The sequence below is a fragment of the Kitasatospora sp. NPDC001095 genome, from assembly GCF_053598615.1.
On record NZ_JBSFKQ010000041.1, the window covers coordinates 1 to 17,243 of the forward strand.

Here is a 17,243-nt window from a genome sequence, read left to right on the forward strand (position 1 = left end):
TGAATGTTTACCCGTGATCGGGTCGACACCCGCGTTGAGCGGCACGGCAACCACCGGAATAGGGCGGCCCCGCGCACTGCGTCCTCGCTAGTGTTTATTTCAAAAGGAATCTCCAACCCCGATCAAACGATCAAGGCCGGGGATGTCAACATATCTGGCGTTGACTTTTGGCACGCTGTTGAGTTCTCAAGGAACGGACGCTTCCTTCGGACCGCCTTCCAGCGGACCCTCCGGGCTTCGTTCTTTCGTGTTTCCAGCTTATCAGACGCTTTCCGCTCCATTTACCGGAGCTTTTCGCTTCTGAAATCTGGCGTTAACCGCGGAGTCGCGGCGACTCGACCAACCATAGCGGGTGGGCGGCCGGAGCGCGAATCGGGGCGCGCCGGGAGTCCCCCGGACGGCGCATGATTTGTTGCTCTCGCGAGCATATACAGCAATGGTCCCGATTCGCCAAGATGCCTGTAGAGTGCGGCGCATCGGCCAGAGGACTAGACCACTCGCGGGCCGGTGAGCCGCCGGCCGACTGGGCAGGCGCGGGCGGTTCTTCGCCCGGGAATGTCAGCAGATGTCCCTAGTTGACATCACTTAGGCTTCAGTTGATCGTCGTGCCGCTCCTCGCGGCCGCTCGCTGTACTGCGTACTTGGGAGGCACAACCATGACCACTGTGACGTCGCCGCTGACCGGCAAGATCGTGGGGCTCGCGGGCGTGCCCGACCCGGTGTTCTCGGGTGCGATGGTCGGCCCGGGCACCGCGATCGACCCGGTGCGTGAGCAGACCACGGCGCTCGCCCCGGTGGATGGTGTCGTCGTCTCCATGCACCCGCACGCGTTCGTCGTGGTGGACGCCGAGGGCCACGGTGTGCTGACCCACCTCGGGATCGACACCGTCCAGCTGAACGGCGAGGGCTTCGAGCTGCTCGTCGCCAAGGGCGACACGGTGACCCGCGGTCAGGCCGTCATCAAGTGGGACCCGGCCGCCGTCGAGGCCGCCGGCAAGTCGCCGATCTCGCCGATCGTGGCCCTGGAGGCCACCGACGACTCGCTCGGCGACCTGCGGGAGGACGGCGAAGCCAAGGCGGGCGACCAGCTGTTCAGCTGGAGCTGATCTCTTCCTTCCGACACCCGCCCCGAGCGAGATGACGGGGCGGCCCCCACACAGCGGTTCCCGGCGGGGCCGCTCATCTCAGCGGAGACAGGTGACATGGAGAAGACGCTGCGCGGCGTGGGCGTGAGCCACGGGGTCGCGATCGGCCAGGTGCGGCACATGGGGACGGCGGTACTGGAGCCCCCGGCCACCCAGATCCCGACCGAGGACGCCCCGCGGGAGCAGGCCCGGGCCCAGGCCGCCGTCGAGGCGGTCGCCGCCGACCTCATCGCGCGCGGCAACCTCGCGGGGGGCGAGGCGCAGGCCGTACTGGAGGCCCAGGCGCTGATGGCGCAGGACCCTGAGCTGATGGCCGACGTGTCCCGCCGGATCGCCGTCGGCAGCAGTGCCGAGCGTGGCGTCTACGACGCGTTCGCGGCCTACCGGGCGCTGCTCGCCTCCGCCGGGGAGTACCTGGCCGGGCGGGTCGCCGACCTGGACGACGTGCGCAACCGGATCGTGGCCCGGCTGCTCGGTGTGCCGATGCCGGGTGTGCCGGACAGCGACGAGCCGTACGTGCTGTTCGCGCGGGACCTGGCGCCGGCCGACACCGCGCTGCTCGACCCGACGCTGGTGCTCGGCTTCGTGACCGAGGAGGGCGGGCCGACCAGCCACAGCGCCATCCTGGCCCGGGCGATGGGCGTGCCGGCCGTCGTGGCACTGCCGGGTGCGATCGAGGTCGCCGAGGGCACCGTCGTCGCGGTGGACGGCAGCTCCGGCGACGTGCTGGTGGAGCCGTCCCAGGAGAAGCAGGACGAGCTGCGGGCGGTCGCCGCCGAGCGCAAGGCCGCGCTGGCCGCTTCCTCCGGCCCGGGGCAGACCTCGGACGGTCACCGGGTGCCGCTGCTGGCGAACGTGGGCGGTCCGGCCGACGTGCCGGCCGCGCTGGAGAACGGCGCCGAGGGCGTCGGCCTGTTCCGCACCGAGTTCCTCTTCCTGGACGACTCGGCGAAGGCGCCCAGTGCCGAGAAGCAGGTCGAGGCGTACCGCAAGGTGCTGGAGGCCTTCCCCGAGGGCCGGGTCGTGGTCCGGGTGCTGGACGCCGGCGCCGACAAGCCGCTGGACTTCCTGACCCCCGCCGACGAGCCGAACCCGGCGCTGGGCGTGCGCGGGCTGCGCACCCTGCTCGAACACCCCGACGTGCTGCGCACCCAGCTCGAGGCGCTGGCCAAGGCGGCCGATGGGCTGCCGGTGCACCTTGAGGTGATGGCCCCGATGGTGGCCGACCGCAAGGACGCCAAGGACTTCGCGGCCGCGTGCCGGGAGGCCGGGCTGGACGCCAAGTTCGGTGCGATGGTGGAGATCCCGTCGGCCGCGCTGCGCGCCAGGGCGATCCTCCGGGAGGTCGAGTTCCTGTCGCTGGGGACCAACGACCTCGCCCAGTACACCTTCGCGGCCGACCGTCAGGTCGGTGCGCTGGCCCGGCTCCAGGACCCGTGGCAGCCGGCCCTGCTGGACCTGGTCGCCGCGGCGGCCGACGCGGCCCGGGTGAGCGGCAAGAGCTGCGGTGTCTGCGGCGAGGCGGCCTCCGACCCGCTGCTGGCCGTGGTGCTGACCGGTCTGGGCGTCACCAGCCTGTCGATGGGCGCGGCCTCGATCCCCTACGTGCGGACCACGCTCGCCAAGTACACGCTGGCGCAGTGCCGCCGGGCAGCCGAGGCGGCGCGGGCCGCGGACAGTGCCGAGGAGGCGCGGGCCGCGGCGCAGCAGGTGCTCTCCGGGGAGTGACGGCACAAGAGACGAGAAGGGGCGCTCCCACCATCGCGGTGGGGGCGCCCCTTTCGTTCGCGCCGGGCCGGTCAGGCCCGGCGGTCGAGGCGGAGCCGCTCGAAGAAGCGCAGGTGCTCGATGCGGTCGACGGAGCCGGGGTTGACGGCCTGCTCCAGCGGGGTGCCGGAGAGGATGCGCTTGACCGGGACCTCGATCCGCTTGCCGGTGAGGGTGTGCGGGAGGCCGCGGACGGCGATGACCTCGTCGGGCACGTGGCGCGGGGAGAGCTCGGTGCGCAGCGAGGTGCGGATGCGCCCGATCACGTCGTCGGTCAGCTCCGCGCCGGGGGTGAGGACGACGAACAGCGGCATCCAGTAGCCGCCGTCGGGCTCCTCCAGGCCGATGACCAGGGACTCGGCGATCTCGGGGAGGCGCTCGACGACCTCGTAGATGTCCGAGGAGCCCATCCGGACGCCCTGGCGGTTGAGGGTGGAGTCGGAGCGGCCGTGGATGACGACGGTGCCGCGGGAGGTGACGGTGATCCAGTCGCCGTGGCGCCAGATGCCGGGGTAGGTGTCGAAGTAGCTGTCGTGGTAGCGGGTGCCCTCCGGGTCGTTCCAGAAGCCGGTGGGCATCGACGGGATGGGCTTGGTGACGACGAGTTCGCCGACGGCGTCGGTGTGGGGGTGGCCCTGGGCGTCCCAGGACTCGACGGCCGCGCCGAGGCAGGGGGCCTGGATCTCGCCGAGGTGCACGGGGAGGGTCGGGACGCCGCCGACGAAGCAGGAGCAGACGTCGGTGCCGCCGCTGACGGAGGCGAGCCAGACGTCCTGCTTGACCTCGTCGTAGATCCAGCGGAAGCCGTCGGGCGGGAGCGGGGAGCCGGTGGTGCCGATGCAGCGGACGGCGGAGAGGTCGAGGTCGCGGCCGGGGTGGAGTCCGGCCTTGCGGCTCGCGATCACGTAGGCGGCGGAGGTGCCGAGGACGGTGGCGCCGGTGCGGGCGGCGACCGACCAGAGGGCGCCGGTGTCGGGGTGCCCGGGGCTGCCGTCGTAGGTGACGATCGTGGACCCGACGAGGAGGCCGGCCAGCAGGAAGTTCCACATCATCCAGCCGGTGGAGGTGTACCAGAGGAAGCGGTCCCGCGGGCCGAGGTCGAGGTGGAGGCCGGCCTGCTTGAGGTGTTCGAGCAGGATGCCGCCCTGGCTCTGGACGATGGCCTTGGGCAGGCCGGTGGTGCCGGAGGAGTAGAGCACCCAGAGCGGGTGGTCGAAGGGGACGGCCTCGAAGACCGGCTCCACGTCGTCGGCGACCAGGTCGTCCCAGTTCAGGGCGCCCTCGGGGGCGGGGGCGCCGAGCAGCGGGACGTGGACGACGGTGTGCAGGCTGGGCAGCTCGCGGCGCAGCTCGGCGACGACCTCGGTGCGGTCGTGGTCCTTGCCGCCGTAGTGGTAGCCGTCGATGGCGAACAGGACGGCGGGCTCGATCTGCTGGAGGCGGTCGAGGACGCTGCGGGCGCCGAAGTCGGGGGCGCAGCTGGTCCAGATGGCGCCGACGGCCGCGGTGGCGAGGAGGGCGACGGCGGCCTGCGGGACGTTGGGCAGGTAGGCGCTGACCCGGTCGCCGGGGCCGATGCCGCGGGCGCGCAGGGCCGCGGCCAGCGAGCCGACCTGGCGGCGGAGTTCGGACCAGGTGAGGACGGCCGGCTGCTCGCCGGTCTCGTCGAGGTGGAGGATCGCGGGGTGGTCGGCGTTGGCGGGGTTCTCCGCTGCGCGCAGGGCGTGCTCGGCGTAGTTGAGGCGGGCGCCGGGGAACCAGCGGGCGCCGGGCATGGTGGCGTCGGCGAGGACGGCTTCGGGAGCCTGCCGGAAGCGGACGTCGAACCACTGGGTGATCGCGGTCCAGAACCGGTCGAGGTCCTCGGTGGACCAGGCGTGCAGGGCGGCGTAGCGCTCGGCGGCCTGCTGGTCGTCGGTGGCCGGGGCGAGGGGGGCGGCCGGGGCGCCGTGCTGTTCGGCGGCCCAGGCCTGGAAGGCCACCAGGGTGGTGTCGGCGGCGCGAGCGGGGGTGGGGCGCCAGAGCGGCTGGTCCTGCGGTGGGGTGCTCACGGTGGTGGTCTCCCGGCCGGTGGTGGGGACGGGAGGGCTCGTGGCAGACCCGTCCGGTTGGGCTGTCGGTGCAGACCATGCCACGTGATCGCCCGCCGCGCCAGGGTCGGCCGATGGGTGGACGGGAGGTCAGCGCCGGGTGAACTCGCCGCCGAACCAGCGGCGCAGGACGCCGTTGTGGAAGTCCCAGACGAGTGGGGTCTCGGCGGTGGCGAGCAGCCAGCCGTCGGTCTCGTCGGTGGGGCGCGAGGGCGGGAGGTCGGCGAGCGGTCGGGCCGGGAGCAGTCCGCAGAGCATCACGAAGCGGCCGTTGGGGTCGGAGGCGGTGTGGATCAGGGTGACCTCGGCCGCGTCGGCGGTGATGCCGGTCTCCTCGTGCAGTTCGCGGACGCAGGCCTGCTGCCAGCTCTCGCCGTAGTCCATGTAGCCGCCGGGGAAGGCGAGTTCGCCGTAGCCGGGCTCGATGGTGCGGCGGATGACGACCAGGGCGGGGTCGGCGTCGGGGCGGGTGACGGGGAGGACGGTGACCGCGACGGGCAGCGGGTTGCGGTAGCTGATCTCGGCGCAGCCGGGGCAGGTGCGTGGCCAGGCGAGGGTGCCGGGCGGGTAGGGCGTGCCGCAGAAGTGGCAGTGCGAGAACGGCCGGTGGGCGCTCTGGATCGCTTCGTCAGTCGTCATGGCCGGATGGTAGCCCGGCCGTCGGCGGTGGTGCCCCGGGCCGGGGAGGCTCAGGGCGCCCCGGTGTCCTCGGTGCTCTCCTCCCGGCCGGGGCGGAGCAGCGCGGGGTGCAGCAGCCGGGCGTCGCCGGCGTGGTAGGTGCGGGCGCGGGGGCCGCCGCGGGCGCCGCCGCGCTCGGTGGTGGTGCCGGTGCTCTCGACGAAGCCGGGCACCGACAGCACCTTGCGGTGGAAGTTGCCGGGGTGGAGCTTCTCGTCCCAGACCGCCTCGTAGACGGCGCGGAGGTCGGGGATGGTGAAGTCGTACGGCAGGAAGGCGGTGGCCAGCGGGCTGTACTCGAGTTTGGCGCGCACCCGGTCGAGGCCGTCGGCGAGGATGCGGGCGTGGTCGAAGGCCAGCGTGAGCGGGCCGGGGCCGGTGCGCCCGTCGACGCCACCCCCGTGGGTGTCGGCGGGCGCACCGGCGGCTCGGGACCGGCCACGGGGCCGGAGGTCCAGGTCGGAGACGGGGTGCCAGGCGGCGGCCGCGGCGTCCGTCCCGGCCTGGGGGTCGGGCAGGTCGGGGGCGAAGGCGAGGTACGCGACGGAGACGACGTGCATCCGAGGGTCCCGCTCGGGGGCGCCGTAGCTGCCGAGCTGTTCGAGGTGGAGGCGGCAGAGCGTCTCGGTCCCGGAGGCGCTCCGCAGGCCCGTCTCCTCCGCGAGCTCGCGGGCCGCGGCCTCGTCCAGGCTCTCCTCGCCGGCCCGCAGGAAGCCGCCGGGCAGCGCCCAGCAGCCCTGGTGGGGCGGGGCGCCGCGCTCGACGAGCAGCACGTGCAGGCTGCCGTGGCGCAACGTCAGGGCGACCACGTCCACGGTGACGGCGACCGGGGCGTAGGCGCGCGGATCGTACGCGGCGAGCCACTCCTGTTCGGCTCGGGGCCCGGTGGAGGGCGGTTGGTCGTCCACTGCCACGCCGGGCTCCTTTCCGTGCGTTCCGGTGCCGCCGGCCTGGCCGCCGGTGCTGTTCTTCTCGGGCTGAGCACAACGTAACGAGCGCTTTCCCCGGTGGCAAACGGTTTTCCTCCCCGGCCGGGGCACTCGGCCGGAGCGCCCCGTCCTAGGCTGTGACCAGGAACTCTGCCAGAGGAGACCGACATGCCCATTCTCCCCCCGCCCGACTTCGTCGCCGCGCTGGCCGCCGGTCCGCTGGTGCTCGACGGAGGGATGTCGAACCAGTTGGCGGCGGACGGGCACGACCTCTCGGACGAGCTGTGGTCGGCGCGGCTGCTGGCGGACGACCCGCAGGCGGTGCTGGCGGTGCACCGGGCGTACTTCGCGGCGGGCGCGGACGTCGCGATAACCGCGAGCTACCAGGCGAGTTTCGAGGGCTTCGCGCGCCGCGGGGTCGGCCGGGCGCAGGCCGCGCGGCTGCTGGCGAGCAGTGTGGAGCTGGCCCGGGAGGCGGCGCGCCCGGAGCCGGGCGGGCGGCGGCGCTGGGTGGCGGCCTCGGTGGGCCCGTACGGGGCGGTGCTGGCGGACGGCTCGGAGTACCGGGGCCGGTACGGGCTGAGCGTCGCGGAGCTGGCGGACTTCCACCGGCCGCGGCTGGAGGTGCTGGCGGCGGCCCGGCCGGACGTGCTGGCGCTGGAGACGGTGCCGGACGTGGACGAGGCGCGGGCGCTGCTGGGGCTGGTGCGCGGGCTGGGGGTGCCGGCCTGGCTGTCGTACAGCATCGAGGGTGACCGGACCAGGGCCGGGCAGCCGCTGGCGGAGGCCTTCGCGGTGGCCGCCGGGGTGGACGAGGTGGTCGCGGTGGGCGTCAACTGCTGCACGCCGCGGGACGCGGACCGGGCGGTGGCGGTGGCCGCCGAGGTGACCGGGAAGCCGGTGGTGGTCTACCCGAACAGCGGGGAGCGCTGGGACGCCGCCCGCCGGGGCTGGCGCGGCGAGCCGACCTTCCGCTCGGCCCGGGTGGACGGCTGGCTCGCGGACGGCGCGCGGCTGGTGGGCGGCTGCTGCCGGGTCGGGACGGACGGGATCGCCGCGCTGGCGGCAGAGGTGACGGTGCAGCGGACGCAACGGGCGGGGGCGTCGGGCTGACGGCTCGGGCGGGGTGCCGGCCCAGCGGGCGGGAGCGCACGCGACGGCCCGGACCGCGGCTCGACGCAGCGGGCCGATGCAGCGGGTCGACAGGGGTCGCGGGCGGGTTACCCGGGGGGAAGGTGCACGGAACGGCGGCGGCCTGGCAGACTCGTCCCGTCACCACTGCGGTCGACAATGTCGACCGCCTGTCAGCGCGGAGGTTCCCATGCCCGGCCCGATCCAGTCGCTCTCCCGGGCCGCCGCGATCCTGCGGCTGCTGGCTGGCGGTGAGCGCCGCCTGGGCCTGTCCGAGGTCGCGACGGCGCTGGGCCTGGCCAAGGGGACGGCCCACGGCATCCTGCGCACGATGCAGCAGGAGGGGTTCGTCGAGCAGGACCCGGAGAGCGGCAAGTACCAGCTGGGCGCCGAGCTGCTGCGACTGGGGCAGAGCTACCTGGACGTGCACGAGCTGCGGGCGCGGGCGCTGGTGTGGGCGGACGACCTGGCCCGGGCGGCCGGGGAGACGGTCTACCTGGGGGTGCTGCACCAGCAGGGCGTGCTGATCGTGCACCACGTGTTCCGGCCGGACGACACCCGGCAGGTGCTGGAGGTGGGCTCGATGCAGCCGCTGCACAGCACCGCGCTGGGCAAGGTGCTGGTGGCCTACGACCCGGTCGCGCGCGGGGAGTTGGGCGACGGACCGTACGAGTCGTACACCGTGCGGACACTGACCGAGGCGGCCGACGTGGACGCCGAGTGCGCGCTGATCCGGGAGCGCGGCTGGGCGGACTCGATCGAGGAGACCTGGGAGGGCGTGGCCTCGATCGGCGCGCTGATCCAGGACCGGCGGCGCAACCCGGTGGGCGCGGTGTGCATCAGCGGGGCGGTCGAGCGGGTCTGCGAGGACGGCTTCGTGAAGCCCTCGCTGGTGGCCTCAGTGCGCAGTGCGGCGCGGGCGATCTCCCGCGACCTGGGCGCCGGCAGGTTCTGAGCGCACCCCGCGGACCCACCCCCACGGCCCCACCCCCACGAACCCACCCCCCACGGACCCCCTCCGAGCGCACTCCCGAGTACGTCTCGGAGCACACCTCGGAGCAGGTCTCCGAACACATCCACGGGCGGCTCGCCCAGAGCCGCCGATTCGTCACGCCAGAGGCGCGGACGGCCGGGAGGCCTGTCCGCGCCTCTGGCGTTTTGTCCGGTTTCGGGACACTCCCCTCGGTAGCCTCGACGGACCCGTCGAGGCGAGGGTCACAGCTGCATAACCCCGCCTTGACGTGGGGGCGACCTGGGGAGGAAGCTTCCGCATGACGGTCGACATTGTCGAACGATGGCCGGAGAGATCACTCCCACAGTGAGCTCACCCGCACAACGATCGACCGACCGCCTGCCCCCACCACCCTCCGGGCCATATGGACAAGGGAGTCTTTGTGTCCGCGTTCTCCAACGGCGACGTCTTCGTCGGCGAAACCCTCGGCACCGCCGCCCTGATACTTCTCGGCGGTGGCGTCTGCGCCGCCGTGACCCTCAAGAAGTCGAAGGCCGTCAACGCCGGTTGGCTGGCGATCACCTTCGGCTGGGGATTCGCGGTCCTCATCGCCGCCTACATGTCGGCTCCGAAGTCCGGTGCCCACCTCAACCCGGCCGTCACCGTCGCCCTCGCGGTCAAGAGCGGCGAGTGGAGCCAGGTGCCGCTCTACCTCGGCTCCCAGCTGCTCGGCGCGATCATCGGCGCCGTGCTGGTCTGGGCCACCTACCTGGGCCAGTTCAACGCGAACGAGGAGCCCACCCTCGGCATCTTCTCGACCGGCCCCGAGATCCGGAACCCGATCCAGAACGTGATCACCGAGGTCATCGGCACCTTCGTGCTCTGCTTCGCGATCCTCACCATCGGCACCAACTCCGGGCTCTCCCAGTCCGGCACCGGCACCCTGATGGTCGCCTTCACCGTCGTCGGCATCGGCCTCTCGCTGGGCGGCCCGACCGGCTACGCGATCAACCCGGCCCGTGACCTCGGCCCGCGCATCGCCCACGCCCTGCTGCCGATCCCGAACAAGGGCGGCTCCGACTGGTCGTACGCCTGGATCCCGGTCGTCGGCCCGATCCTGGGCGGCCTGGCGGCCGGCGGCGTCTACAACGCCATCTTCTAGAGACCCCTCTCGAAATGAGCGGTGTCGACCCCGCCGCACACGGGGACTGACCGAGCAGGCTCGTCAGGCCCACCCACCCCGTACCCCCCGAACCAGAGCCGAGGACCCTCCCCATGACCTCCACCGGTAACTACATCGCCGCGATCGACCAGGGCACCACCTCCAGCCGCTGCATCATCTTCGGCGCCGACGGCCGGATCGTCGCCGTCGACCAGCAGGAGCACCGGCAGATCTTCCCGCAGCCCGGCTACGTCGAGCACGACGCCGCCGAGATCTGGACCCGGGTGCAGTCGGTCGTCCGCGGCGCGCTGGAGAAGGCCGGCCTGACCAAGGACGACATCCGCGCGATCGGCATCACCAACCAGCGCGAGACCACCGTCCTGTGGGACAAGAACACCGGCGAGCCGGTGCACAACGCGCTGGTGTGGCAGGACACCCGCACCGAGGCGCTCTGCCGCGAGCTGGGCCGCAACGTCGGCCAGGACCGCTTCCGCCGCGAGACCGGCCTCCCCCTGGCCAGCTACTTCGCCGGCCCGAAGATCCGCTGGCTGCTGGACAACGTCGAGGGCCTGCGCGAGCGCGCCGAGGCCGGCGACATCCTCTTCGGCACCATGGACACCTGGGTGATCTGGAACCTCACCGGCGGTGTCAACGGCGGCAAGCACGTCACGGACGTCACCAACGCCAGCCGCACCATGCTGATGAACCTGCACACCCTGCAGTGGGACGACAAGATCGCCGAGTCGATGGACGTCCCGATGTCCGTCCTGCCGGAGATCCGCTCCTCCGCCGAGGTGTACGGCGAGGCCGTCGGCGACCTGGCCGGCGTCCCCGTCGCCTCCGCGCTCGGCGACCAGCAGGCCGCGCTGTTCGGCCAGACCTGCTTCGACGAGGGCGAGGCCAAGTCCACCTACGGCACCGGCACCTTCCTGCTGCTGAACACCGGCGAGAAGATCGTCAACTCGTACCACGGCCTGCTGACCACCGTCGGCTACCGGATCGGCGACCAGGCCCCGGTGTACGCCTTGGAAGGCTCGATCGCCGTCACCGGCTCGCTCGTCCAGTGGCTGCGCGACCAGCTCGGCATCATCTCCACCGCCGCCGAGATCGAGACCCTCGCCAACACCGTCGAGGACAACGGCGGCGCCTACTTCGTCCCGGCCTTCTCCGGCCTGTTCGCCCCGTACTGGCGCTCCGACGCCCGCGGTGTGATCGCCGGTCTGACCCGGTACGTCACCAAGGGCCACCTGGCCCGGGCCGTCCTGGAGGCCACCGCCTGGCAGACCCGCGAGGTCGTCGACGCCATGCAGAAGGACTCCGGGGTCGAGCTCACCGCCCTCAAGGTCGACGGCGGCATGACCAGCAACAACCTGCTCATGCAGAACATCGCCGACGTCCTGGACGCCCCGGTCGAGCGCCCGTACGTGGCCGAGACCACCGCCCTCGGCGCCGCCTACGCGGCCGGTCTCGCCGTCGGCTTCTGGAACGACCTCGACACCCTGCGGGCCAACTGGCACCGCGCCGCCGAGTGGACCCCGCGCATGGACGAGGCCACCCGGGAGCGCGAGTACAAGAAGTGGCTCAAGGCCGTGGAGCGCACCATGGGCTGGGTGGAGGAAGAAGAGAACAACTGACCGACGAGCCGGTCGGGGCCCCGTGCCCCGGCCGGCCGCCCGCTGTTCCGGCAACGGGCGTCACTGGTTTCACGGCCCGCCGCACCGGGCCGACCGGCCTCTCCCGCAGGGGCCGCACCGCACACGAGAGGAGTAACGGCGCCGCCCGACCCGCGCGCCGTACACAACCACCATGGCAACCATCCCGACCCTGGGCGCCGAGCGCACCGCCGGCCGCACCGCTTCCCGCGCCGAGACCCGCGAGCTGCTCGGCAAGGCCACCTACGACCTGCTGGTGATCGGGGGCGGCATCCTCGGCACGGCCGTCGCCTGGACCGCGTCCCAGGCCGGCCTGAAGGTCGCCATGGTCGACGCCGGCGACTTCGCCGGCGCCACCTCCAGCGCCTCCTCCAAGCTCGTCCACGGCGGCCTGCGCTACCTGCAGACCGGCGCGGTCAAGCTGGTCGCGGAGAACCACAAGGAGCGCCGCGCGCTCTCCACCGACGTGGCCCCGCACCTGGTCAACCCGCTGACCTTCTTCGTGCCGGTCTACAAGGGCGGCCCGCACGGCGCCGCCAAGCTCGGCGCCGGCGTCTTCCTCTACTCGGCGCTGTCCGCCTTCCGCGACGGCATGGGCCGGGTCTCCACCGCCGCGCACGCCGCCCAGCAGGTGCCCGCGCTGCGCACCGAGGGCCTGCGCTCGGTGGCCGTCTACGGCGACCACCAGATGAACGACTCGCGCGTCGCCGTGATGACCGTACGCGCCGCGGTCGACGCCGGCGCCGTGGTGCTCAACCACGCCGAGGTCACCGGCCTGCGCTTCACCGGCGGCCGGGTCACCGGCGCCGAGCTGCGCGACCGCCTGGACGGCAGCGAGTTCGGCATCGACGCCCGCCTGGTGCTGAACGCCACCGGCCCGTGGGTCGACCACCTGCGCAAGATGGAGGACGCCGGCGCCGCGCCGTCGATCCGCCTCTCCAAGGGCGCCCACGTGGTCGTCAAGCGCCGCTCGCCGTGGCGCGCCGCGCTGACCATCCCGATCGACAAGTACCGCGTCTCCTTCGCCATCCCGTGGGAGGACCACGTCCTGCTCGGCACCACCGACGAGGAGTACACCGGCGACCCGAAGGACGTCCGGGCCACCGACGCGGACATCGACCAGATCATGGGCGAGGCCGCGCACGCCATCCGCGACGAGCACCTCGACCGCGACCTGATCACCTACTCCTTCGCCGGCCTGCGCGTGCTGCCGGGCGGCCCGGGCGACACCGCCGCCGCCAAGCGCGAGACGGTCGTCACCGAGGGCCGCGGCGGCATGCTGTCGGTCTCCGGCGGCAAGTGGACCACCTACCGGCACATCGGCCGCACGGTGCTGGAGAAGCTGGCCCACGTGCCCGGCACCAGCCTCGGCGAGGACATGTCCCCGATCGCCCCTACCGTCCCGCTGCCGGGCGTCGGCGCGCCGAACGCGGTGGCGCACCGCCTGCTGATCGACCGCGAGCCGGGCTCGCGGATGGAGCCGCTGGTGGCCAAGCACCTGGCCAGCCACTACGGCACCCTGTCCTTCGACATCGCCCGCATGATCGACGAGAACCCGGAGCTCGGCCGCCCGATCCACGAGGACGGCCCGGACGTCTGGGCGCAGGTCGCGTACGCGGCGGACAACGAGTGGGCGTACACCGCGGACGACGTGCTGCGCCGCCGCACCACGATGACGGTGCGCGGGCTGGACACGCCGGAGATCAAGGCCGAGGTCGAGGCCTTCCTCGCGAAGCGCGGGAACAAGTAAGCACAGCCTCGCGAAGCGTGGGAACGAGTAGCCACATCGCTTTCGACGGGCGGGCGTTCGGGGTTTCCCCGGGCGCCCGCCCGCCGTTTCGCCGTACCCTCCGGCCGTCAGACCGGGACGCCGGCCTTGACCACCCGCTTCGGGTGCGGGGCGGGTGAGCACGGTGACGTCGGCGATCGGGTCGCCGTCGAGCACGAGCAGGTCGGCTGGGCGCCCGAGGCGGGGGTGCCGATCTCCCCCGCCATGCCGAGCAGCCGGGCCGCCGCGGCGGTCGCCGAGCGCAGCACGTCCACGACCGGCTGGACCCGGGTGCGCAGGGTGAACTCCTCCAGCTGGGCCGGGTGCATCGGGCTTTTCGGCGTCGCGGCTTTACGGCGTCGCGGCCTGCTGGAAACGCCGAGGGGCGGCACCCGTACGTCACGGGTGCCGCCCCTCGGCGCACTGCGGTCGAGGCCGCTAGATGATCAGGCTGAGCGGCATGATCAGGGCGATGGCGACCACCGAGATCACCGTCTCCATCATCGACCAGGACTTCAGCGTCTGCCCGACGCTCATCCCGAAGTACTCCTTCACCAGCCAGAAGCCGGCGTCGTTGACGTGCGAGAAGAACAGCGAGCCGGCACCGATCGCGAGCACCAGCAGGGCCGCGTGGGTCGAGGACATGTTCGCGGCGAGCGGGGAGACGATCCCGGCCGCGGTGATGGTGGCGACCGTCGCCGAGCCGGTGGCCAGGCGGATCAGTACGGCGATCAGCCAGCCCAGCAGCAGCGCCGAGATGTGCCACTTGCCGGACCACTCGCTCACCGCGTTGCCGACGCCGACGTCGATCAGGGTCTGCTTGAAGCCGCCGCCCGCGCCGACGATGAACACGATGCCGGCGATCGGGCCGAGCGACTTGCCGACGGTGTCGGAGATCCGGGCCTTGTCGAAGCCGGCCGCCTTGCCGAGGGTCACCATGCCGAGCAGGGTCGCGGCGAGCAGCGCGATCAGCGGGGAGCCTATGAAGTCGAACACCCGCTGGCCCAGCGCCTTCGGGTCATCGATCACCACGTCGGCGAGCGCCTTGCCGAGCATCAGCACGACGGGCAGCAGGATGGTGGCCAGCACCGCGGCGAACGACGGGGTGCGGTCGCGCTTGGCCGTCTCCTCGGGGGCGGTGGCGGCCGGGAGCTCCAGCGGACCGACCCAGCGCTCGGCCAGGCGTGCGAACAGCGGACCGGCGATGATCAGGGTCGGTACGGCGATCAGCAGGCCGAGCGCCAGGGTGATGCCGAGGTCGGCCTTCAGCGCGTCGACGGCGACCAGCGGGCCCGGGTGCGGGGGCACCAGGCCGTGCAGCACCGACAGGCCGGCCAGGGCGGGGATGCCGATCCGCATCAGCGGCACGTTGCCGCGGCGCGCGACCAGCAGCACGATCGGGATCAGCAGGACGACGCCGACCTCGAAGAACAGCGGCAGGCCGAGCACGGCCGCGATCAGCGCCATCGCCCAGGGCAGCGCCTTGTTGCCGGTGCGGGAGAGCACGGTGTCCGCGATGATGTTGGCGCCACCGGAGTCGGCGAGCAGCTTGCCGAGCATCGCGCCGAGGCCGATCAGCAGGCCGACACTGGCGACGGTGGAGCCGAAGCCCGTCGAGAAGCTGCTGAGCAGCTTGTCGAAGGGGGCACCCGCGACGGCGGCCAGCAGACCGGAGCCGAGCGTGAGGGCGAGGAACGGGTGCAGCTTCAGCTTGGTGATCAGTACGACGATCGCACCGATGCTGAGCAGCACCGCGATCAGCAGCTGGGAGTCGCTGCTGGTGTGCGGCAGGGCCGGTGGGGCGGCCGCCAGCAGGGTGGGGGCAATACTCACGCGAGGTCTCCATTGACGGGCCGCAGCAGTGCCACGGCCATCTCGACGAGTTCTTCGGGGGACGGGCCGACGTCCAGGACGCCGCCGCGCTCGTCCGCCGCCAGGGGTTCCAGGGCGGCGTACTGCGAGTCGAGCAGCGAGGACGGCATGAAGTGGCCGGCGCGGTGGCTGAGCCGGTCCTCGACCAGCTCGTGACCACCGCTGAGGTGCAGGAAGAAGGCGCCCGGGCAGGCCGCGCGCAGGGTGTCGCGATAGCGGTGCTTCAGCGCCGAGCAGGTCACCACGCCGCCGGTGCCGGCCTCGGTCCGCTCCTTGAGCCAGGCGCCGATGGCGCGCAGCCAGGGGGCGCGGTCCTGGTCGTCCAGCGGGATGCCGGCCGACATCTTGGCGATGTTGGCCGCGGGGTGGAAGTCGTCCGCCTCGGCGAAGGGGAGGGCGAGGCGGTCCGCCAGCAGGCGGGCCAGGGTGGTCTTGCCGACGCCCGAGACGCCCATCACCACCACGGTGAGAGGGGTCTTCGGAAGGTCGTGGTTCTCGACGCTGAGACCCATGGGGTGGTGCTCCTTCGTTGCCTGGCCGCCACTATCGCCTCAAAGATATGACGTATTCAAGTGACAGAAACCAAATCGTCATACTTTTGCGGTGTGGTCTGGATCGCAGGGCGCCTTGGGCGCGCAGAGGGCGAGGTGAGCGCGCGTAGGGCGGCGTGAAAGCGCCCGGGGCGGGCGTCTACGCTGGGCGGATGGAGATCCAGGGGCTGCCCGGGCGGCTGCTTGACGAGCTCGGGCCGGCGATCGCGTCGGGGGAGATCCCCGAGGGAGCGGTGCTGCGCGGCGAGGAGCTGGAGGGCCGGTTCGGGGTGTCCCGGACGGTGGTCCGCGAGGCCGTGCGGGTCCTGGAGGGGATGCGGATGGTCGCCTCCCGGCGCCGGGTCGGGATCACCGTGCAGCCGAAGTCGCTCTGGGACGTCTTCGACCCGATGGTGATCCGCTGGCGCCTGGCCGGCTCCGACCGCTCCGCCCAGCTGCGCTCGCTCGGCTCGCTGCGGATGGCCGTCGAACCGGCCGCGGCCGCGCTCGCCGCCACCCACGCGAGCGACGACGACCGGCGCGAACTCAGTGCACTGGCCGTGGATCTGACGGTCACCGCACGGGCCGCCGACCTGACCGCCTTCCTCGGGCACGACATCGCCTTCCACTCCCTGGTGCTGCGCGCCTCCGGCAACGAGATGTTCGCCCACCTCGGGGACACCGTCGCGGCTGTGCTCACCGGCCGGACCGAGTACCATCTGATGCCCCATCAGCCGGAGCCGTACGCGATCCGGCTGCACCGCGAGGTCGCGGAGGCGATCTGCGCCCAGGACGCCGCCCACGCCGAGCGGGCGATGCGGACGATCGTCACCGGCGCGCTGGAGGAGCTCAACCTCCAGCTGGACTGAGCCGGGGCCGCGGGGCGGCGGGGCCGCCGGGATGACACGATTTGGCGGCAGTTCGGCGGTTTCGGACGCATAGTCCTGGTTCGGCGGGGCAGAGTGTGCCGAGGGGGCGCGTTTCGTGTGCGCCCGTTCCGCATCCGTACCCGTCACCGAACACCGAACGCGCGCCACGCGCCTGGGGGTCGCTCGATGTCCGTGCCACGCCGCCGCCGTCGCCTGCCCGACGAGGTGCGCGCCGCCGCAGTCCGGGCGGTGCTCTGCCTCTCCTTCACCCTGGTGGGCGTCGTGGTGGCCACGCTGGCCTCGTACGCGGGCAGTTGGCTGCTGACGCCGGCGCTGCTGGCGATGGGGCTCGGGGTGTTCGGCACCATGTGGTGCCTGCTGGAGATCCTGATCTCCCGCCAGATCGCGGCCCAGCGGATGCGGGCACCGGGCTCCGCGTACCCGATGGCGGGCAGCCGGCCGCCGTCCGGACTGCCGGCCCCGCGGCCGGTCCCCCGGGGCGACTCCTCCTCGGTCTACCGGCAGCCGTACGAGTCGCCGCAGCCGTACGGGCCCGGGCAGCAGCGACCGCAGCAGGCGCCGTACCAACAGCCGCACCAACAGCCGCACCAACAGCAGCCGTACCAACCGCCGCGCCAGTCACCGCAACAGCCGCCGCGCCAGGCCAGGGTGCGGACCAACCACCCGTAGCGCCGGGC

15 protein-coding genes are annotated in these 17,243 nt (G+C 72.6%); 9 read left to right on the forward strand and 6 right to left on the reverse strand.

The features are described 5' to 3' along the window. Positions 1–656 precede the first annotated feature (656 nt). Together ACWDBB_RS26895 and ptsP are read left to right on the forward strand one after the other, a co-directional pair. Entirely contained in the window at positions 657–1,106 is a 450-nt protein-coding gene (locus ACWDBB_RS26895; RefSeq protein ID WP_449792050.1) for a PTS sugar transporter subunit IIA, read from the forward strand. Between the two features lie 96 nt (positions 1,107–1,202). After that, positions 1,203–2,873: a phosphoenolpyruvate--protein phosphotransferase gene (gene ptsP / locus ACWDBB_RS26900; RefSeq protein ID WP_449792051.1), complete on the forward strand. Its 1,671-nt coding sequence runs from the start codon at positions 1,203–1,205 to the stop codon at positions 2,871–2,873. Positions 2,874–2,944: 71 nt separating this feature from the next. Here ptsP and ACWDBB_RS26905 read toward each other — a convergent pair whose 3' ends face one another. From ACWDBB_RS26905 to ACWDBB_RS26915, 3 genes are all read right to left on the reverse strand, one after another. Beyond that, positions 2,945–4,963 carry an acetoacetate--CoA ligase gene (locus ACWDBB_RS26905; protein ID WP_449792052.1) on the reverse strand — a complete coding sequence of 673 codons (2,019 nt, stop codon included), beginning with the start codon at positions 4,961–4,963 and terminating at the stop codon, positions 2,945–2,947. 129 nt (positions 4,964–5,092) lie between these two features. Further along, positions 5,093–5,641, reverse strand: a complete 549-nt coding sequence (locus ACWDBB_RS26910; RefSeq protein WP_449792053.1) for an NUDIX domain-containing protein — start codon at positions 5,639–5,641, stop codon at positions 5,093–5,095. A gap of 50 nt (positions 5,642–5,691) precedes the next feature. Further along, positions 5,692–6,588 (reverse strand): NUDIX hydrolase, encoded by an 897-nt coding sequence (locus ACWDBB_RS26915; RefSeq protein WP_449792101.1) that lies wholly within the window; start codon positions 6,586–6,588, stop codon positions 5,692–5,694. 189 nt (positions 6,589–6,777) lie between these two features. Between ACWDBB_RS26915 and mmuM the strand changes: the two genes are divergently transcribed. From mmuM to ACWDBB_RS26940, 5 genes are all read left to right on the forward strand, one after another. After that, positions 6,778–7,722, forward strand: a complete 945-nt coding sequence (gene mmuM / locus ACWDBB_RS26920) for a homocysteine S-methyltransferase (RefSeq protein WP_449792054.1) — start codon at positions 6,778–6,780, stop codon at positions 7,720–7,722. Between the two features lie 208 nt (positions 7,723–7,930). Continuing rightward, positions 7,931–8,695: an IclR family transcriptional regulator gene (locus ACWDBB_RS26925; RefSeq protein ID WP_449792055.1), complete on the forward strand. Its 765-nt coding sequence runs from the start codon at positions 7,931–7,933 to the stop codon at positions 8,693–8,695. A 439-nt stretch (positions 8,696–9,134) separates the two neighbouring features. Further along, entirely contained in the window at positions 9,135–9,854 is a 720-nt protein-coding gene (locus tag ACWDBB_RS26930) for an MIP/aquaporin family protein (RefSeq protein WP_449792056.1), read from the forward strand. Between the two features lie 113 nt (positions 9,855–9,967). Continuing rightward, positions 9,968–11,488 carry a glycerol kinase GlpK gene (gene glpK / locus ACWDBB_RS26935; protein WP_449792057.1) on the forward strand — a complete coding sequence of 507 codons (1,521 nt, stop codon included), beginning with the start codon at positions 9,968–9,970 and terminating at the stop codon, positions 11,486–11,488. Positions 11,489–11,660: 172 nt separating this feature from the next. After that, positions 11,661–13,256: an FAD-dependent oxidoreductase gene (locus tag ACWDBB_RS26940; RefSeq protein ID WP_449792058.1), complete on the forward strand. Its 1,596-nt coding sequence runs from the start codon at positions 11,661–11,663 to the stop codon at positions 13,254–13,256. A gap of 107 nt (positions 13,257–13,363) precedes the next feature. On the opposite strand, the gene ACWDBB_RS26945 is transcribed toward ACWDBB_RS26940, so the two are convergent. The 3 genes from ACWDBB_RS26945 to ACWDBB_RS26955 form a co-directional block, all read right to left on the reverse strand. Then, positions 13,364–13,603 carry a hypothetical protein gene (locus ACWDBB_RS26945; protein WP_449792059.1) on the reverse strand — a complete coding sequence of 80 codons (240 nt, stop codon included), beginning with the start codon at positions 13,601–13,603 and terminating at the stop codon, positions 13,364–13,366. A 109-nt stretch (positions 13,604–13,712) separates the two neighbouring features. Then, entirely contained in the window at positions 13,713–15,101 is a 1,389-nt protein-coding gene (locus ACWDBB_RS26950; RefSeq protein ID WP_449792102.1) for a GntT/GntP/DsdX family permease, read from the reverse strand. 2 nt (positions 15,102–15,103) lie between these two features. Further along, the gene (locus ACWDBB_RS26955) at positions 15,104–15,658 is read right to left on the reverse strand and encodes a gluconokinase (protein ID WP_449792060.1); all 555 of its coding nucleotides are present in this window, start codon (positions 15,656–15,658) and stop codon (positions 15,104–15,106) included. A 191-nt stretch (positions 15,659–15,849) separates the two neighbouring features. Here ACWDBB_RS26955 and ACWDBB_RS26960 point away from each other — a divergent pair, with 191 nt between their 5' ends. Further along, positions 15,850–16,545 (forward strand): FadR/GntR family transcriptional regulator, encoded by a 696-nt coding sequence (locus ACWDBB_RS26960; RefSeq protein WP_449792061.1) that lies wholly within the window; start codon positions 15,850–15,852, stop codon positions 16,543–16,545. Between the two features lie 186 nt (positions 16,546–16,731). Further along, entirely contained in the window at positions 16,732–17,235 is a 504-nt protein-coding gene (locus tag ACWDBB_RS26965; protein ID WP_449792062.1) for a hypothetical protein, read from the forward strand. The last annotated feature ends 8 nt before the right edge of the window (positions 17,236–17,243 follow it).